Source organism: Streptomyces sp. NPDC046122 (assembly GCF_056429965.1).
In genome coordinates, this window is record NZ_JBWKLQ010000020.1 from 31,779 (window position 1) to 56,745 (window position 24,967).

The window sequence follows — 24,967 nt, forward strand, 5'->3', positions numbered from 1 at the left end:
GTCAACCCGTCAGCTCTTGTACGCCTTGGCCGCGTCGGACTCCAGCCGCTGCTGGGTCCCCGCGATGTCCTTAGGGTTCTTCAGGAAGTCCTGGAGCGCCTTCCACTCACCCTTGCCCGGCGTGCCGCCGAACGACTGCGGAGCCTGGTCCGACATGTCGAAGCGGAAGTCGTCCCCCGCCGCGATCAGCGCCTTCGCGATGTCCCGCTGCACGTCGTTGGGGTACGCCGCCACGTCGAGGGACTTGTTCGGCGACACGAAACCGCCCGCCCCGGCCCAGATCCCCGCCGCGTCCGTCGACGCCAGGAACGTCAGCAGCGCCTTCGCGCCCTTCGAGTCCTTGAGCGCCACGGCCGCGTCGCCGCCGGTCACGACGGGCGACTCGCTGCCCACCGCCGGGAACGGGAACACCTTGGCGTCCGTGCCGATCTTCGCCTTCGTCTGCGCGATGTTGACCGCGACGAAGTCGCCCTCGAAGACCATCGCGGCCTTCGGGTCCGCGGCGAACGTCTGGGTGACGGACGCCGGGAACTCCGTCTGCAGGGCCCCGTCCTGGCCGCCCGCGATGAGCTCCTTCTTGCCGAACAGCTCGGCGAGCGTCGTCAGCGCGTTCTTGACGGACGGGTCCGTCCACTTGATCTCGTGCTTGGCGAGCTGGTCGTACTTCTCGGGACCCGCCTGGGAGAGGTAGACGTTCTCGAACCAGTCGGTGAGGGTCCAGCCGTCCGCGCCGCCCACCGAGACCGGCGTGACGCCGGAGGCGGAGATCGTCTCGGCCGTCGTCAGGAAGTCCTTCCAGGTCTTGGGCTCCTCGGCGCCGGCGTCCTCGAAGACCTGGGCGTTGTACCAGACCAGCGACTTGTTGGCGGCCTTGAAGTACACGCCGTACTGCTTGCCGCCGACGGCGCCGATGTCCTTCCAGCCCTGCGAGTAGTTCTTGTCGAGCTGCGCCTGCGTCGCCGCGTCGACGGGCTTCGCCCACTTGCGCTCGACGGCCTGCTGGAGCGCGCCGACCTGCGGCAGCATCGCCACGTCCGGCGGCGCGCCGCCGGCGATCTTCGTGCCGAGGAAGTTCACGATCGGGTCCTGGGCCGGTACGAAGGTGACCTTCGCGCCCGTGCGCTTCTCGAACTCGTCGAGGACCTTGGTGAAGTTCTCCTGCTCGGGGCCCGTCCAGACGGCGGCGACCTGTACCTCCTCGCCGTCCAGCTTCGGCAGTTCCACGGAGGAGGGCTGGGTGGTGGCCCCGCTTCCCTCGTTCCCCTTGTCCTTCTCCTTGTCGCCGCCGCAGGCGGTGAGGGCGAGCGTGCTCGCGGCGATCATCGCCAGCGCAGCCCTTCGAGCCCTGCGACCCCGGTGTGTACGAAGAGTTGTGCGCATCACTGCCCCGTCTCTCCTGTGCGCGTACGGACCGGCGCAGCCCCTGGAGAACCGCTGGCGCCGATGCCGGTCTAGCTGTCCCGTGCTCAGTCCTACGCCCGGCGGTCGGCCCCGGCAATAGTGCCTTCCGTGTCAACCGGGTGATCGTGATGGGCTCGTGACGTTGAGTCAGCCCTCCCGAGGAGCGCCGAGGGGGGGCAGCGGGGTCGCGTTGACCGTACGGGCGGCGCGGTCCAGGGCGCTGGCCAGCAGGGCGAGGTCGGTCGGCCCGTTGCCGAGTTCGCGCACCGGGCGGCGGGTCGGCGGGTCGCCCATCCGCTCCCACTCCAGGGGGACGACCGTGGGGCGCAGGGTCGCCGTGCGCGGAATCCGGCCGGTCACCCGGCCGGCCTGGAACGGGGTCGCCGGGGCGTCCGCGTCCGGCTCCGCTCCGCCGGACCCGTCCGTCGCGGCACGGTGGAGCAGCCTGCCGCGGCCGGGCGCGGGCCCGTCAGGGGCGGGTGCCGACGGCGGGGCGTCCAGCACCACGCGCAGCCGCGCGCCGCGCGCCAGCTCCGTGCCGGCCGTACGGTCCGGCCTGGCGGACGTCGCCACCAGGTGTACGCCGAGCCGCTCGCCCTCTCGGGCCACGGCTTCCAGCGCCCGTACGACGGAACCGGCCGCCGGCCTGCCCGTACTGCCGAGGGCGGGTGCGACCAGCGCGTCGAGGTCGTCGACCAGGACGACGAGGCGGGGCAGGGGCGACGGCGCGGTGTCGGCGCGGGCCTGGCGCTCCCGGGACGTCGTGGTCCGCAGGCGCAGGGTGCCGCTGGGGGGCGAGTCCAGGTCGCCGTTCTGTTCGGCGGCGCTGGGGCGGCGCTGGCCGATCATCCGGCCGGACACCTCCTGGCGCGCGTGCCACTCGGCGAAGCCCAGGCCGCCGAGCAACTCGTGGCGGCGCTTCAGCTCGGCGCCCAGGGCCTGGGCGAACTCCCTCATGCGGACGGGGTCGGACGCCACCAGGTGGGTGGAGACGTGGGGGAGTTCCGTGCAGGCGCGCAGGCCGTCGCCGCGTTCGCCGCCCGCGCCGTCGACCAGGACGAGGCCCAGGCGGTCGGGGCGCGCCGCCGCCGAGAGCGACGCCGCCACGGAACGCAGCAGCTCGGTGCGGCCGCTGCCCGCCGGGCCCTCGATCAGGAGGTGCGGCCCCTCGGCGGTCAGGTCCACGCACAGCGGGCCGCGCGGGCCGGCGCCGAGCACCGCCCAGGCACGGGTGGCGCCGGGGGCCTGGCCGTCGTCGGCCGCCGCCGCCCAGCGGGCCATCAGGGAGGCGGGGGTGGCCCTGGCCAGGCCCAGCTCGTCCAGGAGGCGGGAGGTGGCGGGGAGGGGAGTGGCTCGCGCGGGCTGGGTGGCGCGGGAGCTGTGGGGCGCGGAGGCGGGGTGGACGGCCGGGGCGGGGCCGTCCGTGCGGAGGGGGGCCAGCGCCCGGGCGAAGCGGTCGGCCCAGGCTTCGGAGACCGCGTCCACCGTGGCCAGCGTGCCGTGGCCCGCCGGTTCGCCGCCGGCCGTGCGCAGCAGACGCAGGGCGGTGGCCACGTCGCCGCTGAGCAGCCCTGCGGCTCCGCACGCGCGGAACGCGGGCGACGCGGCGCAGGCGGCCTCGTACGTCGCGGCGACGGGGGAGAGCGGCGAGGCGGCGGGCGTCTCGGCCAGGCAGATGAGGTGGATGCCGGACGCCGCTCCGGTCGCGGCCAGGCGGGCGGCCGCCTCGCGGAGCGCGGCGGGGCCGGGGTCGCCGTCGAGGACGACGACGGTGTACGGCCCGCTGTGCGGGCTCTGCGGCTCCTCGTCCTCCGTACGGCGGATCAGCTCAGCGATGCGGGCCGTCGCCTGGTCGCGGTCGTACGCGAGGAGCAGGCGGCAGTCCTGGCCGTGGGCGGGCCGCAGGTGCGGCAGCCAGCCGAGCCAGGCCCACTCGGCGGTGCGCTCCCGCAGCGGCCTTGCCCTGTCCGTACTGATCAGGACGATTTCCAGGTCGGCCGGGGCGTGCAGTGCGGCCAGCTGGGCCACGGTGGACCTGGCGAGCCCGGCCAGGCGGTCACGGGGGCCGGCCAGGCCCAGCGAGCCGACCTCGCGCAGGCCCACGGTCACGGGCACGGCGGGGAGCGGGCGGCCGCCGTCGGGGGCGGGGCGGTCGGCGGTGCCCAGACGCAGGGCCAGTGCTTCCGGGTGGGCGGGGATGCGCTCCCACAGGCGCGGGCCGGGGCCCAGTGCCGTGAGCAGGAGGGTCGCGGGGTCGGGCCAGGCGTCGGCGCGGGCCTGGGGGCGCGCGTCGGACCGGGCGTGGGGGCCGTGCGCCGCGGGGCTCTGGGCGGTCGGGGGCATGCCGAGGGGAGTGGCCTCGGCGGGGGCGTACTCGTCCAGGGCGCTGGAGCGGGCGCCGGTGAGGCGGCGGGCCCAGGCCCCTATGCCGCCCCGGCGGGGGGCGGGGGGTGTCGCTGCCGGGTCCGGGGCCGGTGCGGCTTCGGGATGCGAGGGGTCGCGATGCGAGGAGTAGGGGCGCTCGGGGCCGGGGCGCGAGGGGTCCGCGTGCGGCGGCCCCGGGTGCGGGGGCTCCGTGGTCGGTGCCGCGTCGGGGCGTCTCCTCGGGTGCCGAACGTCCGGGTGATCGGACTGTTCGGGCGTGCTGCGTTCGGCGCCCTGCGGGGAGCGCTCCGGCACGTCACCTCCCGCCGCCACCGCGGACGACGACCCGGGAGTGGTGGAGTGGGTATGGCTGCCGGCCGGCCCCGTTGGCGCGGGCGGGGTTTGGCCCGAGACTCTGCGGCCGGCGAGTCCGGGGGGCGCGGGGGGCTCGCTCATGGCGGGCAGGCGCAGGTGGCCCTCGCCGTCGGGGGTGGTGCGCAGCGGCGGAGCGGGGGCGTCCTGGGCGAGGCGGAGGGCTGATTCGCCCACGCGCAGGAGTGCGCCGTGAGGAAACGGGACGGGGTCGGCCGTGAGGTCCTCGCCGTCCAGCGAGGTGCCGTTCGTGGAGTTCAGGTCCGCCACGGAGACCCGGCCGTCCTGGGCCAGCGTCACCGCGCAGTGCAGTCGTGACACGTCCGGGTCGTTCAGCGGGACGTCCGCCTCCGCCGAGCGGCCGACGCGGACCTGGCCGCCGTGGAGCAGGTGGACGCCGCCCGCGTCCGGGCCCGCCACCACGTGGAGCCGGGCCGGGGCGTCGGGCGCCGCGTCGGGCTCGGGTGCGGGTGCGTGGAGGGACAGCACGGCCCCGTCGACCAGGGGCGGTTCGCCCAGCGCCGTGCGCTGGGCGTCGAGCCGTTCCCGGCCGGCGTAGACCACGACGGCGCCCGTGGTCTCCGGCGCCGAGCCGGGACCGGCCACCGCGGCGGCCAGGCCGGAGGCGACCGCGGCCAGCGCGGTCCCCGCGGGCGCGGTGACGAGCACGTCGCACACGCGCCCGGCGGCCTGGGGGCCCCCGGTGGCACGCGTGCTCTGCGCGCTCGGCGCGAGGACGGTCAGCCGGATCTGCATCGCGTCAGCGGTCCCTTCTGCGCGAAGTGCCCGGCAGGGGTGCCGCCCTGTGATTCCCCCCACCCGGCACGGACGCGTCGTCCGGTACAGGTCGGCACGCAGCGCGGGGCTCCCGACCCCGCAGTCCGTGCTCCGGGCATCCTCGCACCTGCCACTGACAACACGCCCGGCGGCCACCTCCAAGTGATCTTGAATGGTCGGCTGTGGGCGCAAAAGTGCAGGGTTGGACATATGCGGTACGCACGTTCGGCAACCATCGGTGCCAGGGGCGCGTCTACCCTCGGTACGCGGCCCCGGTGGGAGGCGGGCGGGCGGCACTACAGTGGACCGGAACCACGGGCCGCGCGCCCGGGAGCACGCAGGACCACGAGGACACGAGCAGCAGGGAGCGCATGACGTGCGGCCGGTCGGCAGTAAATACCTGCTCGAGGAGCCGCTCGGGCGCGGCGCCACGGGCACCGTCTGGCGAGCCCGCCAGCGTGAGACCGCGGGCGCCGAGGCGGCCGTGGCGGGCCAGCCCGGCGAGACCGTGGCGATCAAGGTCCTCAAGGAGGAGCTCGCCAACGACGCCGATGTGGTGATGCGCTTCCTGCGCGAGCGGTCCGTGCTGCTGCGCCTGACGCATCCCAACATCGTGCGGACCCGCGATCTGGTGGTCGAGGGCGATCTGCTCGCTCTGGTGATGGACCTCGTCGACGGCCCCGACCTGCACCGCTACCTCCGGGAGAACGGTCCGTTCTCGCCGGTCGCCGCGTCCCTGCTCACCGCTCAGATCGCGGACGCTCTCGCCGCAAGTCACGCCGACGGCGTCGTCCACCGGGACCTCAAGCCCGCGAACGTCCTGCTCGACGAGCGCGACGGCCAGATGCACCCGATGCTCACCGACTTCGGCATCGCGCGCCTCGCCGACTCCCCGGGCCTCACGCGTACGCACGAGTTCGTCGGCACGCCCGCCTACGTCGCCCCGGAGTCGGCCGAGGGCCGCCCGCAGACGTCGGCCGTCGACATCTACGGCGCCGGCATCCTGCTGTACGAGCTGGTCACCGGGCGCCCACCGTTCGCCGGGGCCACGGCGCTCGAGGTGCTGCACCGGCACCTGAGCGAGGAGCCCCGCCGCCCCACCACCGTTCCCGAGCCGCTGTGGACGGTCATAGAGCGCTGCCTGCGCAAGGAACCGGACGAGCGGCCCAGCGCCGAGAACCTCGCCCGCGCCCTGCGCACCGTCGCGGCCGGCGTGGGCGTGCACTCGTCGTCCGCTCAGGTCGAGGCGGCCATGGGCGTCGGCGCCCTGCTCGCCCCCGACCCGTCCCCGGCGCCGGTCCCCGGCGTGCCCGGCGCCGCCGATCCCACCCAGGTGCTGCCGAGCAACGCCGGTTCGTACGACCCGGCCGCCGCGACCAGCGTCCTGCCGTCCACCGGGGCGCCGCAGTACGGCGGCCCCGGAGCGGCGGACCCGACCGCCGTCATGCCGCCCGTGCCGCCGCGCCCCGACGGCGCACCCGGCGGCCCCGGCCCCGAGGACCCCCACCCCTGGCAGAACCAGCTGCGGGCCGCTCGCGACCGCAACGAGCAGACACAGGTCCAGTACCTCGACCCGAGCCAGGACCCGCTGCGCCGCCGCCCCCAGCGCCAGCCGCAGCAGCAGCCCCCGCAGCCCCCTCAGCGTCGGCAGCAGCCGCAGCAGCAGCCTCAGCGGTACGCCCCGCCGCAGTACCAGCAGCCCCAGGCGCCGCCCCCGCAGCAGCGGTACGCACCGCCGCCGCAGCAGCCGGCCCCGCCGGCCCCGAGGCCGCCGCGCGAGCCCCGTGAGCCGCGCCGCCGCAGCGCCAACCCGATGCGGATCCCGGGCCTCGGCTGCCTCAAGGGCTGCCTCTTCACGCTCGTCCTGCTGTTCGTGGCCTCCTGGCTGATCTGGGAGTTCTCCGGTCTCCAGGAGTGGATCGGCACGACGAAGAGCTTCTTCGCGCAGATCGGCGACTGGATCGACAGCGTCACGAAGTTCGTCGAGGACCTGACCAGTTCCACGGGCTCCACCGGCGCGTAGCAGGCCGAGTTCGTTGATTTATCGACTTCTGGGGGTGGATTTCGCCCCCAGAAGTCGAGGTTGACGCCATACGCGGCACCGGACGGGCCTCCACCCGCGTAGCCTCAGGGCCGACCGTCAGAGGGCGTCTCGCTTCTCCGGCGGGGCCTGCGGCTGATACCCCCGGAGAAGCGAGACGCCCTCTCACCGCTGAGGGAGCAGTCTTGGCACGGAAAATCGGCAGCCGGTACACGGCCCACCAGATCCTTGGGCGGGGCAGCGCCGGCACGGTGTGGCTCGGTGACGGACCCGAGGGGCCCGTCGCCGTCAAGCTCCTGCGTGAGGACCTCGCGTCCGACCAGGAACTCGTCGGACGCTTCGTCCAGGAGCGCACCGCGCTGCTCGGACTCGACCACCCCCGCGTCGTCGGCGTGCGCGACCTCGTGGTCGACGGGACCGATCTCGCGCTGGTGATGGATCTCGTGCGCGGCACGGATCTGCGGACCCGGCTCGACCGCGAGCGCCGCCTGGCGCCCGAGGCGGCCGTCGCCATCGCCGCGGACGTCGCCGACGGACTCGCCGCCGCCCACGCGGCCGGCGTCGTGCACCGCGACGTGAAGCCCGAGAACATTCTCCTGGACATGGAGGGCCCGCTCGGTCCCGGCGGCGCGCACCCCGCGCTGCTGACCGACTTCGGGGTCGCCAAACTCATCGACACTCCCCGCCGCACCCGCGCCACGAAGATCATCGGTACGCCCGACTACCTCGCCCCCGAGATCGTCGAGGGCCTGCCGCCCCGCGCCGCCGTCGACATCTACGCCCTCGCGACGGTCCTGTACGAGCTGCTCGCCGGCTTCACGCCCTTCGGCGGCGGCCACCCCGGCGCCGTACTGCGCCGCCACGTCACCGAGACCGTCGTCCCCCTCCCCGGCATCCCCGAAGAGCTGTGGCAGCTCCTCGTCCAGTGCCTGGCGAAGGCCCCGGCCTCCCGGCTGCGCGCCTCCGAGCTCTCCGCCCGTCTGCGCGACCAGCTGCCGCTCCTCGCCGGCATGCCGCCGCTCGACGTGGACGAGCCGGGCTCGGAGGACGAGGAGGCGGACCACCCCGCGTATCCGGCGTACGACGAACCGCAGTCCCTCGCGGCCGAGCCGCGCCGCCGCGGCGCCGTCCCGCTGGTGCCCGGCTCCGCCCCCGACTCCAACCGCGACACGCACACGAGCATGCGCGTCCCCGCCCCCGACGAGCTGGCCGGCGGTGCGCGTGGCACGGCGCGCGCTCCTCGGGCGGCGGGCCAGCGCCGCCCCGGCTCGGCCCGCAACAGGCCCGACGCCGTACGCAGGCGGCGCCTGGTCCTCGGCGGGACCGCGGTGCTGGTGGCGGCCGCGATAGGGGTGGGCGGCTGGCTGGCGGTGACCGGGGACGGCGCGGACGGGGCCCCGCGGGACACCGAGCAGTCGTCCCCCGCGCAGCCGTAGCCCACGGGGGTGACGAGGCGCTCCCGCGGGCGAGGGGAACGTACGGCCGCCCAGCCGTTACGCTGGACCCGTGGCAGTCGTCGATGTATCCGAAGAGCTCAAGTCCCTCTCCTCGACCATGGGGTCGATCGAGGCCGTCCTGGACCTCGACAGGATGAGGGCCGATATCGCCGTGCTCGAGGAGCAGGCCGCGGCCCCGTCCCTGTGGGACGACCCCGAGGCCGCGCAGAAGATCACGAGCAAGCTCTCCCACCTCCAGGCGGAGCTGCGCAAGACCGAGGCGCTCCGCAGCCGCATCGACGATCTCTCCGTGCTCTTCGAGCTCGCCGAGATGGAGGACGACGCCGACACCCTCGTGGAGGCGGAGGCCGAGCTGATCTCCGTCCGCAAGGCGCTGGACGAGATGGAAGTGCGGACGCTCCTGTCCGGCAAGTACGACGAGCGCGAGGCCCTCGTCAACATCCGCGCCGAGGCCGGCGGCGTCGACGCGTCCGACTTCGCCGAGCGGCTGATGCGCATGTACCTGCGCTGGGCCGAGCGGCACGGGTACGCGACCGAGGTCTACGAGACGTCGTACGCGGAGGAGGCCGGAATCAAGTCCGCGACCTTCGTCGTCAAGGCGCCGTACGCCTACGGAACGCTCTCCGTCGAGCAGGGCACGCACCGCCTGGTCCGCATCTCCCCCTTCGACAACCAGGGCCGCCGCCAGACGTCCTTCGCGGGCGTCGAGGTGCTGCCGGTGGTCGAGAAGACCGACCACATCGAGATCGACGAGTCGGAGCTGCGGGTCGACGTCTACCGCGCGTCCGGTCCCGGTGGTCAGGGCGTCAACACGACGGACTCCGCTGTCCGTCTGACGCACGTTCCGACCGGCATCGTCGTCTCCTGTCAGAACGAGCGCTCCCAGATCCAGAACAAGGCGAGCGCCATGAACGTCCTCCAGGCGAAGCTCCTCGAGCGCCGCCGTCAGGAGGAGCAGGCGCTGATGGACTCGCTCAAGGGCGACGGCGGCAACTCCTGGGGCAACCAGATGCGTTCGTACGTCCTGCATCCGTACCAGATGGTCAAGGACCTCCGTACGGAGTTCGAGGTCGGCAACCCGCAGGCGGTTCTCGACGGGGAGATCGACGGCTTCCTGGAAGCGGGAATTCGCTGGCGCAAGCAGCAGGAGAAGTAAACTCGCTTTGTCGACACAGTAACTGCCGCCCGCGAGGCGGCAGTTGCGTTTTCTGTCACAGTCGTATGCTCGTACGACGGGCAAGTGCCTGCAATCCGGACATCGCGCCCGCAATGACCTTGACGCTCCCTTTAAAAGTGGCAAAGCTGACGCGCGGCATGCGTATCTCTGGGGCGTGTGCGACGGGGGAGGAATTTCAAACCCCCATGGTCCGATGCCCCTTGCGCTGCTCCACTGACGAATTCAGCTACTGGGGGTAGCAGCCATATGACCAAGAAGACGCGGATCCGCGTTGCGCGTATAGCAGCCGGTGCGGTGATCGCCGCCGGTGCTTCGCTGACCGCCGCGGGCGCCGCTTCGGCCGTCGGCATCGGCGTCGACGTGGCCGGCCTCAGCGCCGACGCCAGCGTCGACAAGGAGGGCGTCGACGTCTCCATCGCCGCCGACCCGGCCGACCCGGCCGACCCGGCGGACCCGGCCGACCCGGCGGACCCGGCCGACCCGGCGGACCCGGCCGACCCGGCGGACCCGGCCGACCCGGCGGACCCGGCGGACCCGGCGGACCCGCTGGACCCGGCGGACCCGCTGGACCCCACGGACCCGACCGACCCGCTGGACCCCACGGACCCGACGGACCCGCTGGACCCGACGGACCCCACGGACCCGACGGACCCGACCGATCCCACGGACCCGACCGACCCGACCGACCCCTCTGACCCGACCGACCCCGGCGGGAACGGCGGCAACGGGAACGGCGGCAACGGCAACGGCGGCAACGGCGGCAACGGCGGCAACGGCGGGAACGGCGGCAACGGCGGCAACGGCAACGGTGGCGGCGGCAACGGTGGCGGCGGCAACGGCGGCAACGACGCCGGTGGCACCGTGACCGGCGGCAACGACGCCGGTGGCACCGTGACCGGCGGCGACGACAACGGCGGCTCCGACGGCGACGCCGGCACCTGCACCCTCGACCTCGACGGTGCCGAGTGCGAGGACAACACCGACACCGACAGCGCCGGCTCCAAGCCGGTCGAGCAGGGCAAGGCCAAGGAGGAGCTCGCAGAGACGGGCGCCGCCGAGACCTCGTTCCTGCTGATCGGCGCCGCGACGATGATCGCCGGCGGCATCGGCTTCCGCATGCTGCCGCGCCTGGTCAGCGGCCGTACGGTCGCCTGAACCGCTTAGACGTACAAGAGGGGCCCGGAGCGCACTGAGCGCTCCGGGCCCCTCTCATGTCTCCCGGGGGCCCGAGGAGGGCCGTGGAGGCGGTACGGCGCGGTCCTAGGCGGTCTGGTGCGCCAGCAGGGCCACCACCGCCACCAGCAGGGCCACGAGCACCACCAGCGCCGCGGGGGTCAGCCCGGCCAGCGGGCCGCCCTCCTGCTGCATCCTCGCCCTGTTCGCCCGGCAGACCGGGCAGCGGCCCTGGTTCACGGGCGCCGCGCAGTTCGCGCACACCAGTCGGTCATAGGTCATGCGCTTTCCTCCTCCCGCGCGGCGGAGCCGCCTGCGGCCGTTCTCCCGCCAACGCTCAGGGGAACGTGACTGTTCCCCGTCCCACTGTGCCAGCTTCCGCGGGTTCCGGCGCGCCCCGCCGGGTTACGGCCGTTCTGTTCCGGTCGGAAGGCGTCGCCGTTCCGTGATAAATCGCCCATCCCAGGACGCCGACTGCGCGTCCCTGCCCACGTCGCGTATGGTCACGCTCACCTACTCCCGGCGACCGTGGTGCACCCGTGATCCGATTCGACAACGTCTCCAAGACCTACCCGAAGCAGAGCCGCCCCGCCCTCAGGGATGTATCCCTGGAGGTCGAGAAGGGCGAATTTGTCTTCCTCGTGGGTTCTTCGGGCTCCGGCAAGTCAACCTTCCTGCGGCTCCTGCTGCGTGAGGAGCGCGCCAGCCACGGCATGGTGCACGTCCTGGGCAAGGACCTCGCGCGCCTGTCCAACTGGAAGGTGCCGCAGATGCGGCGCCAGCTCGGCACCGTCTTCCAGGACTTCCGCCTTCTCCCCAACAAGACCGTTGGTGAGAACGTCGCGTTCGCGCAGGAGGTCATCGGCAAGTCGCGCGGAGAGATCCGCAAGTCCGTGCCCCAGGTCCTCGATCTCGTCGGCCTCGGCGGCAAGGAGGACCGGATGCCCGGTGAGCTCTCCGGTGGTGAGCAGCAGCGCGTGGCGATCGCGAGGGCGTTCGTCAACCGCCCGATGCTGCTGATCGCGGACGAGCCGACCGGCAACCTCGACCCGCAGACCTCCGTCGGCATCATGAAGCTGCTGGACCGCATCAACCGCACCGGCACCACTGTGGTGATGGCGACCCACGACCAGCAGATCGTCGACCAGATGCGCAAGCGCGTCATCGAACTCGAGGGTGGCCGCCTCGTGCGCGACCAGTCTCGCGGCGTCTACGGCTACCAGCACTGAAAGGACGCCATGCGCGCCCAGTTCGTCCTGTCGGAGATCGGCGTCGGTCTCCGCCGGAACCTCACCATGACCTTCGCGGTGGTCATCTCGGTCGCCCTCTCCCTCGCCCTCTTCGGCGGGGCGCTGCTCATGCGCGAGCAGGTGAGCACGATGAAGGGCTACTGGTACGACAAGGTCAACGTCTCCATCTTCTTCTGCAACAAGAACGACGCCGAGACCATCCCCAGGTGTTCCAAGGGGGCGGTCACCGCGGAGCAGAAGAAGGAGATCGAAACCGATCTCGAGAAGATGGACATCGTCGACACGGTCACGTACGAGTCCGCCGACCAGGCGTTCAAGCACTACAAGGAGCAGTTCGGGGACACGTCGATGGCCGACACCATCACCCCGGACCAGATGCAGGAGTCGTACCGGGTCAAGCTCAAGGACCCGGAGAAGTACAAGGTGGTCGCCACCGCCTTCGAGGGCCGCGACGGCGTCCAGTCGGTCGAGGACCAACGCGGCATCCTGGACAACCTCTTCGAGCTGATGAACGGCATGAACGTGGCCGCGCTCTGCGTGATGGCCCTCATGCTCGTCATCGCGCTGATGCTGATCGTCAACACCGTGCGCGTCTCCGCGTTCAGCCGGCGGCGTGAGACGGGCATCATGCGGCTCGTCGGCGCGTCGAGCTTCTACATCCAGATGCCGTTCATCATGGAGGCCGCTTTCGCCGGCCTGATCGGCGGAGTGTTCGCCTGCGCCATGCTGCTCGTCGGGCGGTATTTCCTGATCGACCACGGCCTGGCGCTCGCCGACAAGCTGACGCTCGTCAACTTCATCGGGTGGGACGCGGTGCTGGCCAAGCTGCCGCTGGTGCTCGCGATCGCCCTGCTGATGCCCGCGCTGGCGGGCTTCGTGGCCCTGCGCAAGTACCTCAAGGTGTGACATGAGCCCCTGGCGCCGTACGGTCAACCGACCGTACGGCGCCCTTCGTTTGTCCTAGACTCGGCGCCATGTTGGGCCCTGAAGTCACCTTTCGTCCCCGCGGTGTCCGCCGCGGGGCGGCCCTGACACTGGTTTTCGCGACCGTGATCGTCACCGCCGCCGTCACCGACGCCTGGCCGGGGGACGACGAGAAGTCGCCGCCGCTGGCCGCCCGTTCCGTCGCGTCCGCGGCCGACCGGGCAGCGGTCGCGGACGCGGCGGCCGAGGCGATGGCCGACGGCAAATCCGGCAAGGAGGCGGCCGAAGAGGTCGTCAGTCGCAGCGGCGACCGGTGGGGCGCGGTCTACGACCCGGCGGAGTACGAGGAGTTCGAGCAGGCGCTCGGCGGCGAGTACACGGGCGTCGGCCTCTGGGCCGAGCGGGCCGGCGACGGCCGCGTCGAGGTGTCCCGGGTGCAACGCGGCGGGCCCGCCGAACGGGCCGGCGTCCGGGCGGGCGACCGGCTGCGTACGGTCGACGGGCAGCCGGTGGAGAACCGCCCGGTCACCGAGGTCGTCCAGCTGCTGCGCGGCGACGGCGGCGACACGGCCCGGGCCGGCAGCTCGGTGGTGCTCGGCCTGGAGCGCGGTGAGCGCCGGTGGAGCGAGCGGCTGCGGCGGGCGCGGCTGAGCACCGAGGCCGTCACCGTCGAGCGGCTCGCGGACGGCGCCACGCTGATCAAGGTGGCGTCCTTCACCAGGGGCTCGGGCGAGCGGGTGCGGGAAGCCGTCCGCGCCGTCCCCAAGGACCACGGCGTACTGCTGGACCTGCGGGGCAACGGCGGCGGGCTCGTCACCGAGGCCGTCACCGCCGCCTCCGCCTTCCTCGACGGCGGCCTGGTGGCGACGTACGACATGGACGGCGAGCAGCGCGCGCTGTACGCGAAGCCGGGCGGGGACACCGACCGGCCGGTCGTGGCGCTCGTCGACGGCGGCACCATGAGCGCGGCGGAGCTCGTCACGGGGGCGCTCCAGGACCGCGGCCGGGCGGTGACCGTCGGTTCGCGGACGTTCGGGAAGGGCTCGGTGCAGATGCCGAGCCGCCTGCCGGACGGTTCCGTGGCCGAGCTGACCGTCGGCCACTACCGGACTCCGGCGGGCCACAGCGTCGACGGGCGGGGCATCAGCCCGGACCTCGCGGTGAGCGAGCGGGCACAGGAGCGGGCCCGGACAGTATTGAGTGGCCTCGGGGGAGGGTCGTAGTGCGAAAATGGCCGCACTATGGCTAAGGAAAAAGGGCGCAAGCTGATCGCGCAGAACAAGAAGGCGCGACACGACTACCTCATCATCGACACGTACGAGGCCGGCATGGTCCTGACCGGCACCGAGGTGAAGTCCCTGCGCCAGGGACGCGCCTCGCTGGTGGACGGCTTCGTCCAGCTCGACGGCGGCGAGGCGTGGCTGCACAACGTGCACGTACCGGAGTACTCGCAGGGGACCTGGACCAACCACTCCGCGCGGCGCAAGCGCAAGCTGCTGCTGAACCGGGCGGAGATCGACAAGCTGCTGAGCAAGTCGTCCGAGTCGGGCCACACGATCGTGCCGCTCGCGATGTACTTCAAGGACGGTCGGGCCAAGATCGAGATCGCGCTGGCCAAGGGCAAGAAGGAGTACGACAAGCGGCAGACGCTGCGGGAGAAGCAGGACCTGCGGGAGACGAACCGGGCGATCTCGGCGGTCAAGCGCAAGGAGCGCGGGCAGCTCTGAGGGCGCGCCGCCGCCCGGGGGGAATAGGCTGGCACGGTCGTGCGTTGTTCACGTACGATGGCACCTGTGCCCCTCGGGGCACGTGTACCACCTTGATAAAACAACATGGGGATGATCGGTTTCGACAGCGGATGTCGAGGCAGGGGAAGCGAGTCGAGGAAGCGGCAATGATCTCGTTAACCATATGTCGCAACCAATAATCGCCGATTCCAAGCGCGATTCCTTCGCCCTCGCTGCCTAAGTAGCGACCTAGCGAAGTGTCAGCCCGGGGGTGTTCCCGACCCGGATCCTGGCATCATCAAGGGAACTAAACCACTCGGTCCGGTCACGGGATCGGGTGGGAAATCAAACAGTGACTGAGCCCGTCGGAGACTTGTCCGTGTGATCTCCGGGGCCGAGAAAATCGCAGCGGACTGCACTCGGAGAAGCCCTGGTTCTGCACCGTTGGACGCGGGTTCGATTCCCGCCATCTCCACAATTCCCATGTGAGGCCGAGGCCCCGCCGTCCTAGGACGGCGGGGCCTTCGTCGTGCCCTTGAGCGCCGCGCACAGCAGCAGTGCCACGGCCGCCGAGGCCACGGGCGCCAGGTAGCCCTCGGCCGGGGTCGCGTGTTCCGCCAGCCACCCGCCGGCCGCCGAACCCGCGGCTATGCCGCCCAGGAGCGCGGTGACGGCCAGCGTCATGCCCTCGTTCAACCGGGCCCCGGGGACCGCTCCCTGGAGCAGGGTCATGCCCGTGACCATCGTCGGGGCCGTGGCCGCGCCCGCCAGCAGCAGTGCTCCGGCGACCGCCGCCAGCGATCCGGTGGAGGCGGCGAACAGGGGCAGGGACATCAGCACGGTCATCGCGGCGACGCACGCGAGCAGGCGGCGGCGCGGGTCGGCCGCCGGGCGCACGGAGCCGTACAGCAGCCCGGCCACGCACGATCCGCCCGCCTGGAGGGCGAGGACCGGGCCGGCCGCCGCGCCGTGTCCCAGACCGTCGGCGAAGGCCAGGGTGACGACCTCCATGGAGCCGAAGACCGCGCCGGTGGCGAGGAAGACCGCGAGCAGCGCGGGGATGCCGGGCAGGCGGAGCGGGGAGCGCGTGTTCGCCGTACGGGGCGCCGCGGGCGGCTCGGTGGCGCGCTGGGCGGCGAAGATCAGGACGCCGGTCATCATGAGCACCGCGCCGGTCAGCGTGCCGGCCTCGGGGAAGAGCGCCGTGCACAGGAAGGCGGCGGCGACCGGGCCGAGCATGAAGCACAGCTCGTCGGCGGCCTGCTCGAAGGAGTTGGCCGTGTGCCGCGCCGCCGGATCGTCGCGGAACAGGTGGGCCCAGCGGGCGCGGGACATGCCGCCCGTGTTGGGAGTGGTGGCGGTGGCGGCGTACGCGGCGAAGAGCGTCCAGTCGGGCGCGTCGTAACGGACGCACAGCACCAGGGCGAGCGAGCCCAGTACGGCCACGGCGGTGGCGGGCACCGCGACGCGGGCCTGGCCGTGCCGGTCGACGAGCCGGGCCGTCCAGGGCGCCACGAGGGCGGTGACGAGGAGACCGGCCGCGGTGACGGCGCCCGCCAGGGCGTACGAGCCGCGCGAACCGGCGATCATCATGACCGCGCTCACGCTGAACATGCCCATCGGGAGGCGGGCCAGGAGATTGCCCGCGGTGAACGCGCGGGCGCCGGGGACGGTGAAGAGGCGTCGGTAGGGGGAGAAGCGGCCGGGCGCGCGGCGCGGCGCACGGGGGTGACCGGGGCGGTCGGCGGCGATCAGGACGTCGCCGGACACGGTCAGGAGCGGGGGAAAGGTTTCTTGGACGGGCATGGATCAAGCTTCCGGGCGGGAGGCGCGGGAGGTCCAACACCTTCCGGGCGGCGATTGACGCACCCGCGTTGTAAATTCACGCCGTGCCCCACGACATCGAACCCCGGCTCCTGCGCGCCTTCGAGGCTGTCGCCGAGGACCTCCACTTCACCCGCGCCGCGGCCAGGCTCTACACGGCCCAGCAGGCGCTGAGCCGCGACGTCCGGCGTCTGGAGCGGGAGCTGGGCTCCGAGTTGTTCGTACGGTCCACCCGGAGCGTGTCGCTCACGGCGGACGGCGAGCGGCTCCTGCCGTACGCGCGGCGGGTCCTGGCGGCGTACGACGCACTGGGCGCGGCCTGGGCGCCCGACGAGCGCCCGCTGGTCGTCGACGTCGGGGCTCATGTCGGCACCGCGTACCAGGTGCTGGAGGCGGCGCGGTCGGCCGCGCCCGACGTGGAGTTCGTGGCCCGCTTCCACAGCGGCCTCACGGGAGCGGCGGCCGCGATCGTCGCCGGCCGGCTCGACGTGTCCTCGGGGCGCGTCGCCGGGCTCGATCCCGCGCTGCTCGACCAGTTGGAGCACCGGCCGGTGCGCTTCGAGCGGATGGCCGTGCTCCTGGCCGAGGACCATCCGCTGGCCGCGCTGGACGAGGTGCCGCTCGACGCCCTCGCGGGCGAGACCCTCTACGCGGCGGCGGGCAACGCGGCCACCGCCGAATGGACCGACCTGGCGGAGCGGCTCTTCGCCGGGCGGGGCGTCGAGGTGGCCGCGCCGTTCCCGGAGATCGAGGGGGCCGAGGAGTTCGTGCGGTTCATCGGCAAGCGGCGTTGGTCCGTACTTGCGAGTACCGAATTCATCGCGGTACCCGGCATGGAGCTGCGGCCGATCGTGGATCCCGTACCACTGTCGCCCATCTCACTTGTGTGGCGAAAAGGTCTCCGTCATAAGGGGCTTGACGTACTAAATCGGTCGATTTCAGAGCTCGGTGAGCGAAGGGGGTGGCTGGAAATGCCCCCCGGTGGCTGGCTTCCCGAAACGGATATGTCACTGATGCTCAACAACACCTGACTCAGGAGCCCTCCCGCTGTCGGCGTGCGCTACATTCATCGCCTGGGTGCGGTGTGATAGGGGGCGCTCGGAGTGGGTGGGGGCCCGTTCCGCGCAACAGACGAATCAGGCGGTCGTGCGCACCCCAGTCACTTCAGTGGGGGATGTGCGTACAACTGTGGAAAATTGGCGAGACGATGCCCGATCCGGGTATCCCCAAGACCCGATCCCGAGTGAGATCACGGTCCAGCTCGGCACCGTGCGGCTCGACCCCTCGGACCACCGGCCGCCGCAGGCCGTGGAGCTCCAGGAGGGCTCCGACGGCCCCGTCTTCGTCGACGAGAGCGGCCGCAGGAGCAAGAAGCTGCGCCGCATCGGCTGGGTTCTCGCCTTCGCCTGCGCCTGCTACGCCGTCACGCTGGTCGTCGCCCTCGCCGGTGGCAACTCCGCGGCGCCGTTCCTCCAGATACCCGGGCTCGCCGACGACAAGAAGAAGACGGACACCGTCCAGATATCCCCGGCCCCCGAGGAGTCGCTGCCCGGCGCGACACCGCCGGTGACGCCGGGCGCGACGCCCTCCGCCTCGGTGTCCGGCCCCGAGGCGCCGTCCGCCGACGGACCGGCGGGCACCGGCGTCCTGGCCCCGGAGCCCGGTGCGAGCTCCTCCAAGAGCGCCCGCGTCCCCAAGGAGAACCGCCCGACCCAGGCCACCGGCGGCGCCGGCTCCGGAACGAACCCGGCCCCGGGCACCGACCCCGGCGCGGACCCGGCTCCCGGCACCGACCCCGACGACGACGTGGGCACGGACCCCGGCGACACCGACCCGGGCGCGGAGCCCGACCCCGGCACCGATCCCGGCACGGACCCCGCCCCCGGCACCGACCCGGGCGACACCGATCCCGGCACGGAGCCGGCAGACCCGCAGACGGACCCCGCCGCAGGCGGCACCACCAGTCAATTTGCCGCGAAAGGCACGTAGCACACATGGCATCCCACGGCAGGCGCGCGCACCGCGCCCACCGCGCACCGCGCCCCACCGGGGTGCCGCGCGCGGCCCGCGGCCGGCGCACCGTCCGGCGACGCATACCCATGCGCTATCTGCTGCCCTCGCTCCTCCTGGTCGCGCTGCTCGCGATGCTGATGCTGCGCGGTTACGTGCACAGCGAGATCCTCGCCGACCACCGCGTACGTCCGCCCGCCCCGATCGACAAGGTCCCCGAGGACATCCTCAAGGGCGGCCCCGTCATCGACGCCCGGGACGCGAAGTCGCCCAAGGCGCTCAGCGTCCCCGACCGCAAACTCGTGCTGACCTTCGACGACGGCCCCGATCCCGAGTGGACGCCGAAGGTCCTCGACAAGCTCAAGCAGTACGACGCGCACGGCGTCTTCTTCGTCACCGGCACGATGGCCTCCCGCCACCCCGGCCTCGTCGAGCGCATGGTGGAGGAGGGGCACGAGATCGGGCTGCACACGTTCAACCACCCCGACCTCTCCTACCAGTCCACGGACCGCATCGACTGGGAGCTGTCCCAGAACCAGCTCGCCATCGCGGGCGCGGCCGGCATCCGGACCTCGCTGTTCCGTCCGCCGTACTCCTCGTTCTCCGACGCCCTCGACAACAAGTCGTGGCCGGTCACGCAGTACATCGGCAGCCGCGGCTACATCACGGCGTTCAACAACACCGACTCCGAGGACTGGAAGCGCCCCGGCGTCGAGGCGATCATCAAGCGAGCCACGCCCAAAGGCACCGCCGGTTCGATCGTGCTGATGCACGACTCCGGCGGCGACCGCTCGCAGACTGTGGCGGCCCTCGACCGCTTCCTGCCGACGATGCAGGACCGCGGTTACGACTTCACCAACCTCACCGAGGCCCTGGGCGCGCCCACCGCGCACACCCAGGTCACCGGCCCCGAGCTGTGGAAGGGCAAGGCCTGGGTCTACGCCGTGGCCGTCTCGGAGAAGACCACCAGCGTCCTCGTCGCGGGCCTCGCCGCGATCGGCGTCCTGGTCATGCTGCGCTTCGGGATGATGCTGCTGCTGTCCTTCCTGCACGCGCGCAAGGTCCGCCGGCGGGACTTCAGCTGGGGGCCGGAGTTCACCGAGCCCGTCTCGGTGCTGGTCCCCGCGTACAACGAGCGCGAGTGCATCGCCAACACGGTCCGCTCGCTGATGACCAGCGAGCACCCCATCGAGATCATCGTCATCGACGACGGTTCGACGGACGGCACCGCGGACATCGTCGAGGCGATGCGCCTGCCGAACGTACGCGTCGTACGCCAGCAGAACTCGGGCAAGCCCGCCGCGCTCAACAACGGTCTCGCGCACGCCCGCTACAACATCGTCGTGATGATGGACGGCGACACGGTCTTCGAGCCCGCCACCGTCCGCGAGCTGGTCCAGCCCTTCGGCGACCCGCGCGTCGGCGCCGTCGCGGGCAACGCCAAGGTCGGCAACCGCGATTCGCTGATCGGCGCCTGGCAGCACATCGAGTACGTGATGGGCTTCAACCTCGACCGGCGCATGTACGACCTGCTGGGCTGCATGCCGACGATCCCCGGAGCGGTCGGCGCCTTCCGCGCCGACGCCCTCCAGCGGTTCGGCGGCATGAGCGAGGACACCCTCGCCGAGGACACCGACGTCACCATGGCCCTGCACCGCGACGGCTGGCGGGTCGTGTACGCCGAGAAGGCGCGCGCCTGGACCGAGGCGCCGGAGAGCGTCCAGCAGCTGTGGTCGCAGCGCTACCGCTGGAGCTACGGCACGATGCAGGCGATCTGGAAGCACCGCCGCGCGGTCATCGAGAGCGGCCCCTCGGGGCGCTTCGGCCGTGTGGGCCTTCCGCTCGTCTCGCTGTTCATGGTGCTGTTCCCGCTGCTCGCGCCGCTCATCGACGTGTTCCTGCTGTACGGCCTGGTCTTCGGCCCCACCCAGAAGACCGTCGTCGCCTGGCTCGGCGTGCTCGCCATCCAGGCGGTCTGCGCGGCGTACGCCTTCCGGCTCGACCGGGAGAAGATGACCCACCTGATCTCGCTGCCCCTCCAGCAGATCCTCTACCGGCAGCTGATGTACGTCGTGCTGCTCCAGTCCTGGATCACCGCGCTGACCGGCGGCCGGCTGCGCTGGCAGAAGCTGCGCCGCACCGGCGCGGTCGAGGCTCCGGGCTCCATCCCCGGCCAGCGCCAGCGGAGCAACGAGAAGAGGCCCGTCGCATGACTCCCGGCACCACCCCAGGTCCCGCGTACGGCACGGAGCCGGCGTACGGCTCCGTCCCCGCGTACGGCACCCAGCCGGCGTACGGCGCCGGGGCGGCCCACCACGCCGCGCCTCCCGTGGCCGCCCCCGGCGACACCGACGCGACCGCGCAGATGCCCCGCGCCAGGCGCGGGGCCGACGCCGGGGCCGCGGAGGGACCCGCGACCGCGGCGGCCCGCCCGGGCCGCGACCGGTACCTCGACGTACTGCGGACCATCGCGCTCGTGCGCGTCGTCGTCTACCACATCTTCGGCTGGGCCTGGCTGACGATCCTCTTCCCGTCCATGGGCGTGATGTTCGCGCTGGCCGGGTCGCTCATGGCGCGTTCGCTGAAGCGGCCGGCCGCCGGCGTGATCCGGGGCCGCATCCGACGGCTGCTGCCGCCGATGTGGGCGTTCTCGCTCACCGTCGTACCGATCATGTTCTATTTCGGCTGGGAGCCGCTGAAGGAGGAGGGCATCTGGTGGTTCCTGAAACTCGCCAACTACGTCTTCCCCGTCGGCGCACCGCCGTTCCCCTGGCACAGCGGTGACAAGGCGGGCCTGCTGGAGGACACCTGGGCGGTCCAGGCCGCCGGCCCCCTCTGGTACATCCGCGCGTACCTCTGGTTCGTCATCGCGTCCCCCGTCCTCCTGTGGGCGTTCCGCAAGCTGCCGTGGGTGACGCTGCTGGCCCCGCTCGCCATCACCGCCGTCATCGGTTCGGGCCTGTTCACGATCCCGGGCGAGTTCGGCAACGCCCTCACCGACTTCGCGGTCTACGGCTCCTGCTGGGTGCTCGGGTTCGCGCACAACGACGGCCTGTTCCAGAAGGTCCCGCGGTACATCTCGGTGTCCGTGTCGACGCTGATCATGGCGTTCGGCCTGTGGTGGGCCTCCTGGCACCTGACGGCGGACGGCTGGGACCTCAACGACATCCCGCTCGCCCAGGCGGCCTGGTCGTTCGGCTTCTGCGTGATCCTCCTCCAGTACTCCCCGGCCTGGAAGGAACTGCCGGCCCGGCTCAAGGGCTTCGACACGGTCATCACCCTCGCCAACAACCGGGCGGTGACGATCTATCTCTGGCACAACCTGCTGATCATGGCGACCATCCCGGTCATCGACCTGCTCTTCCAGATCCCGGGCGTCTGGCCGACGTACTCCGGTTACATCGAGAGCGCGTACACGACCCTGATGCTGATCGTCGTCTGGCCGCTGATCGGCCTGATGATCATGGCGGTCGGCTGGCTGGAGGACGTAGCCGCCCAGCGCAAGCCGCGGCTGTGGCCGAACGGCGCGCCCAGGAAGCGCTCACACCCGCGCTGACCGCCGGGTGAGAGCAAGGTTTCGCGCCGGTCACCTCACGGCACGGGCCTGAAATCCACTGTCCATAGCGTCGCCTCCACGACCCGAGAACTCGTGGAGGCGCGTCATGGCAGGCCGGTGGATCGAACAGTGGGACCCCGAGGACGACACCTTCTGGAAGGAGTCAGGGGAGCGGATCGCCCGCCGCAACCTGATCTTCTCCGTGCTGTCCGAGCACATCGGGTTCTCGATCTGGACCCTGTGGTCCGTCATGGTGCTGTTCATGGGCCCGGAGTACGGCATCGACCCGGCGGGCAAGTTCTTCCTGATCGGAACCGCCACCCTCGTCGGGGCGGTCGTCCGGGTGCCGTACACCTTCGCCGTGGCCCGGTTCGGCGGCCGCAACTGGACCGTCTTCAGCGCGCTGATGCTGCTCCTGCCCACGGGCGCGGCGTTCGCGGTCATGGAGCCCGGCACCTCCTACACGACCTTCATGGTGGTCGCGGCGCTCACCGGCGTCGGCGGCGGCAACTTCGCCTCCTCCATGACGAACATCAACTCCTTCTTCCCGCTCCGCAAGAAGGGCTGGGCGCTGGGCCTGAACGCGGGCGGCGGCAACATCGGCGTCCCCGTGGTCCAGCTCATGGGCCTGCTGGTCATCGCCGTCGCCGGCGCCAACCAGCCGCGCCTCCTGCTGGGCCTCTACATCCCGCTGATCGTCCTGGCGGCGGTGTGCGCGGCCCGTTACATGGACAACCTGGCGCCCGTACGCAACGACACCGGGGCGGCGAAGGCGGCCGTGCGCGACCGGCACACCTGGATCATGGCCTTCCTGTACATCGGGACGTTCGGCTCCTTCATCGGCTACAGCTTCGCCTTCGGACTGGTCCTGCAGACCCAGTTCGGCCGTACGCCGCTCCAGGCGGCCTCGCTCACCTTCATCGGCCCGCTCCTGGGCTCGCTCATCCGCCCCCTCGGCGGCTCCCTCGCCGACCGCTTCGGCGGCGCGCGCATCACCCTGTGGAACTTCGCGGCGATGGCCGCCGCCACCTCGGTGGTCGTCTACGCCTCCACCACCAAGTCGCTGCCGATCTTCCTGACCGGCTTCACCGCGCTCTTCGTCCTGTCCGGTCTCGGCAACGGGTCGACGTACAAGATGATCCCCGCGATCTTCCAGGCGAAGGCGCTGGCGAAGGGCATGGAGGGCGAGGCGGCGGCGGCGTACGGTCGGCGGCTGTCCGGGGCCTCCATGGGACTGATCGGCGCGGTCGGCGCGCTGGGCGGGCTCGCGATCAACCTGGCCTTCCGCCAGTCCTTCCAGACGGCCGGCACGGGCACGGCGGCCTTCGCGGCCTTCCTGGCCTTCTACGCCGCGTGCTTCACGGTCACCTGGGCGGTATACCTTCGGCGTCCGGTGGCCGTACCGGCGAAGCCGCAGCTCACGTATGCCGAGGTGTGAGGCGCGCAGGTCCGTAACGGCCGGGAAATACGGTGGAACCGAGCCCGTCATGTGAGGTTGACAGGCTCGGCCCTCCGCACCACCAGCACAGCGGTATGAGAGCCGGGTACGCCATGTCCGTGAACACCACCACCCCCGAACCGCAGCACGGTCCCCTCGCGGGCTTCACCGTGGGCGTCACCGCCGCCCGGCGCGCCGACGAACTGGGCACCCTGCTGACACGGCGCGGAGCCGCCGTCCTGCACGCGCCCGCCCTGCGGATCGTCCCGCTGGCCGACGACAGCGAGCTGCTGGCCACCACGAAGCAGCTGATCGACGACGCACCCGACGTGGTCATCGCGACGACGGCGATCGGCTTCCGGGGCTGGGTGGAGGCGGCGGACGGCTGGGGCCTCGGCGAGGCGCTTCTCGCACGCCTGCAGGACGTCGAGCTCCTCGCCCGTGGCCCCAAGGTGAAGGGCGCGATCCGGGCGGCCGGCCTCACCGAGGAGTGGTCGCCGTCCTCCGAGTCCATGGCCGAGGTCCTCGACCGCCTGCTCGCCGAGGGAGTGGCGGAGCGCCGTATCGCGATCCAGCTGCACGGCGAACCGCTGCCCGGCTTCGTGGAGGCGCTGGAGGCCGGCGGCGCTGAAGTGGTGGGCGTGCCCGTCTACCGCTGGATGCCGCCGGAGGACATCACACCGCTGGACCGCCTCATCGACGCGACGGTCTCCCGGGGCGTGGACGCCCTGGCCTTCACCAGCGCGCCCGCGGCGGCGTCGCTCATGTCCCGGGCGGAGGAACGCGGTCTGCTGCCGGACCTCCTCGCGGCCCTCGGCCACGACGTGCTGGCGGCCTGCGTCGGCCCGGTCACCGCCCTCCCGCTCCAGGCGCAGGGCATCGACACGGTCCAGCCCGAGCGCTTCCGCCTCGGGCCCCTGGTCCAGCTGATCTGCCGCGAACTCCCGGGTCGCGGCCGCACCCTGCCGGTCGCGGGCCGCAGCATCGAGATCCGCGGCCACGCGGTCGTGGTCGACGGCGAACTGCGCCCCGTGCCGCCCGCCGGCATGTCCCTGCTGCGGGCCCTGGTCCGACGCCCCGGCTGGGTGGTCTCCCGCGCCGACCTCCTGCGCGCGCTCCCTGGCTCCGGCCGCGACGAGCACGCGGTGGAAACGGCGATGGCCCGCCTGCGCACGGCCCTGGGCGCGCCCAATGTGATCCAGACGGTGGTCAAGCGCGGCTACCGCCTGGCCCTGGACCCGACAGCCGACACCAAGTACGCGGACACGTAACCCGCCCCGAACCGACCGCGGCGGTGCCCGAAGGTTCGACGCCCGAGCGCGGCACCGACCCCGAAGCCCCCGCCCCCGGGCCGACCGCACCACCCCGACGCCCCCCGACGCCGCACCGCCCCCAAGGCCCCGCTCCGGCAGCACGGCCCACCGCCGCCGCATCCCGTGCCGGTAGGAGGGGTTCCGGCGGCCCCCGCCGACGGGC

General features: G+C 72.3%; 18 protein-coding genes and 1 other RNA gene. 15 read left to right on the top strand and 4 right to left on the bottom strand.

From position 1 onward, the window contains the following. Positions 1-9 precede the first annotated feature (9 nt). Together AC07FK_RS31640 and AC07FK_RS31645 are read right to left on the bottom strand one after the other, a co-directional pair. Positions 10-1,380, bottom strand: a complete 1,371-nt coding sequence (locus tag AC07FK_RS31640; protein WP_479108371.1) for an ABC transporter substrate-binding protein — start codon at positions 1,378-1,380, stop codon at positions 10-12. Positions 1,381-1,548: 168 nt separating this feature from the next. Beyond that, positions 1,549-4,893, bottom strand: a complete 3,345-nt coding sequence (locus AC07FK_RS31645) for an FtsK/SpoIIIE domain-containing protein (protein ID WP_479108372.1) — start codon at positions 4,891-4,893, stop codon at positions 1,549-1,551. A 397-nt stretch (positions 4,894-5,290) separates the two neighbouring features. Here AC07FK_RS31645 and AC07FK_RS31650 point away from each other — a divergent pair, with 397 nt between their 5' ends. The 4 genes from AC07FK_RS31650 (at position 5,291) to AC07FK_RS31665 (ending at position 10,744) form a co-directional block, all read left to right on the top strand. Further along, positions 5,291-6,937 carry a protein kinase domain-containing protein gene (locus AC07FK_RS31650; protein WP_479108373.1) on the top strand — a complete coding sequence of 549 codons (1,647 nt, stop codon included), beginning with the start codon at positions 5,291-5,293 and terminating at the stop codon, positions 6,935-6,937. A 203-nt stretch (positions 6,938-7,140) separates the two neighbouring features. Further along, positions 7,141-8,391, top strand: coding sequence for a serine/threonine-protein kinase (locus AC07FK_RS31655; RefSeq protein WP_479108374.1), 1,251 nt, complete (start codon positions 7,141-7,143; stop codon positions 8,389-8,391). Positions 8,392-8,461: 70 nt separating this feature from the next. Continuing rightward, positions 8,462-9,568: a peptide chain release factor 2 gene (gene prfB / locus AC07FK_RS31660; protein WP_479108375.1), complete on the top strand. Its 1,107-nt coding sequence runs from the start codon at positions 8,462-8,464 to the stop codon at positions 9,566-9,568. A gap of 267 nt (positions 9,569-9,835) precedes the next feature. Beyond that, a complete protein-coding gene (locus AC07FK_RS31665; RefSeq protein ID WP_479108376.1) occupies positions 9,836-10,744 on the top strand; it encodes a hypothetical protein in 909 nt (302 codons plus the stop codon). A 105-nt stretch (positions 10,745-10,849) separates the two neighbouring features. On the opposite strand, the gene AC07FK_RS31670 is transcribed toward AC07FK_RS31665, so the two are convergent. Continuing rightward, a complete protein-coding gene (locus AC07FK_RS31670) occupies positions 10,850-11,044 on the bottom strand; it encodes a hypothetical protein (protein WP_479108377.1) in 195 nt (64 codons plus the stop codon). A gap of 257 nt (positions 11,045-11,301) precedes the next feature. Between AC07FK_RS31670 and ftsE the strand changes: the two genes are divergently transcribed. The 5 genes from ftsE to ssrA all read left to right on the top strand — a co-directional run bounded on the left by ftsE (position 11,302) and on the right by ssrA (position 15,141). Beyond that, positions 11,302-11,991 (top strand): cell division ATP-binding protein FtsE, encoded by a 690-nt coding sequence (ftsE, locus tag AC07FK_RS31675; RefSeq protein ID WP_028815006.1) that lies wholly within the window; start codon positions 11,302-11,304, stop codon positions 11,989-11,991. 9 nt (positions 11,992-12,000) lie between these two features. Then, a complete protein-coding gene (ftsX, locus tag AC07FK_RS31680) occupies positions 12,001-12,918 on the top strand; it encodes a permease-like cell division protein FtsX (protein WP_479108378.1) in 918 nt (305 codons plus the stop codon). Between the two features lie 68 nt (positions 12,919-12,986). Beyond that, positions 12,987-14,159: a S41 family peptidase gene (locus tag AC07FK_RS31685; RefSeq protein WP_479108379.1), complete on the top strand. Its 1,173-nt coding sequence runs from the start codon at positions 12,987-12,989 to the stop codon at positions 14,157-14,159. 18 nt (positions 14,160-14,177) lie between these two features. After that, positions 14,178-14,663: an SsrA-binding protein SmpB gene (gene smpB / locus AC07FK_RS31690; protein WP_479108380.1), complete on the top strand. Its 486-nt coding sequence runs from the start codon at positions 14,178-14,180 to the stop codon at positions 14,661-14,663. Between the two features lie 107 nt (positions 14,664-14,770). Next, positions 14,771-15,141, top strand: a transfer-messenger RNA (tmRNA) gene (ssrA, locus tag AC07FK_RS31695). Positions 15,142-15,170: 29 nt separating this feature from the next. On the opposite strand, the gene AC07FK_RS31700 is transcribed toward ssrA, so the two are convergent. Then, positions 15,171-16,469: an MFS transporter gene (locus AC07FK_RS31700; RefSeq protein ID WP_479108381.1), complete on the bottom strand. Its 1,299-nt coding sequence runs from the start codon at positions 16,467-16,469 to the stop codon at positions 15,171-15,173. An 83-nt stretch (positions 16,470-16,552) separates the two neighbouring features. Between AC07FK_RS31700 and AC07FK_RS31705 the strand changes: the two genes are divergently transcribed. From AC07FK_RS31705 to AC07FK_RS31730, 6 genes are all read left to right on the top strand, one after another. Further along, positions 16,553-17,518, top strand: coding sequence for a LysR family transcriptional regulator (locus AC07FK_RS31705; RefSeq protein WP_479108382.1), 966 nt, complete (start codon positions 16,553-16,555; stop codon positions 17,516-17,518). Positions 17,519-17,675: 157 nt separating this feature from the next. After that, the gene (locus AC07FK_RS31710; RefSeq protein WP_479108383.1) at positions 17,676-18,476 is read left to right on the top strand and encodes a hypothetical protein; all 801 of its coding nucleotides are present in this window, start codon (positions 17,676-17,678) and stop codon (positions 18,474-18,476) included. A 110-nt stretch (positions 18,477-18,586) separates the two neighbouring features. Further along, positions 18,587-20,710, top strand: coding sequence for a bifunctional polysaccharide deacetylase/glycosyltransferase family 2 protein (locus tag AC07FK_RS31715; RefSeq protein ID WP_479108401.1), 2,124 nt, complete (start codon positions 18,587-18,589; stop codon positions 20,708-20,710). Then, the gene (locus AC07FK_RS31720; RefSeq protein ID WP_479108384.1) at positions 20,707-22,053 is read left to right on the top strand and encodes an acyltransferase family protein; all 1,347 of its coding nucleotides are present in this window, start codon (positions 20,707-20,709) and stop codon (positions 22,051-22,053) included. The genes AC07FK_RS31715 and AC07FK_RS31720 overlap by 4 nt, the downstream gene beginning before the upstream one ends. Before the next feature lie 106 nt (positions 22,054-22,159). After that, complete coding sequence (locus tag AC07FK_RS31725) at positions 22,160-23,491, top strand: MFS transporter (protein WP_479108385.1); 1,332 nt, start codon at positions 22,160-22,162, stop codon at positions 23,489-23,491. Between the two features lie 119 nt (positions 23,492-23,610). Beyond that, entirely contained in the window at positions 23,611-24,762 is a 1,152-nt protein-coding gene (locus AC07FK_RS31730; protein ID WP_479108386.1) for a uroporphyrinogen-III synthase, read from the top strand. Positions 24,763-24,967: the final 205 nt, after the last annotated feature.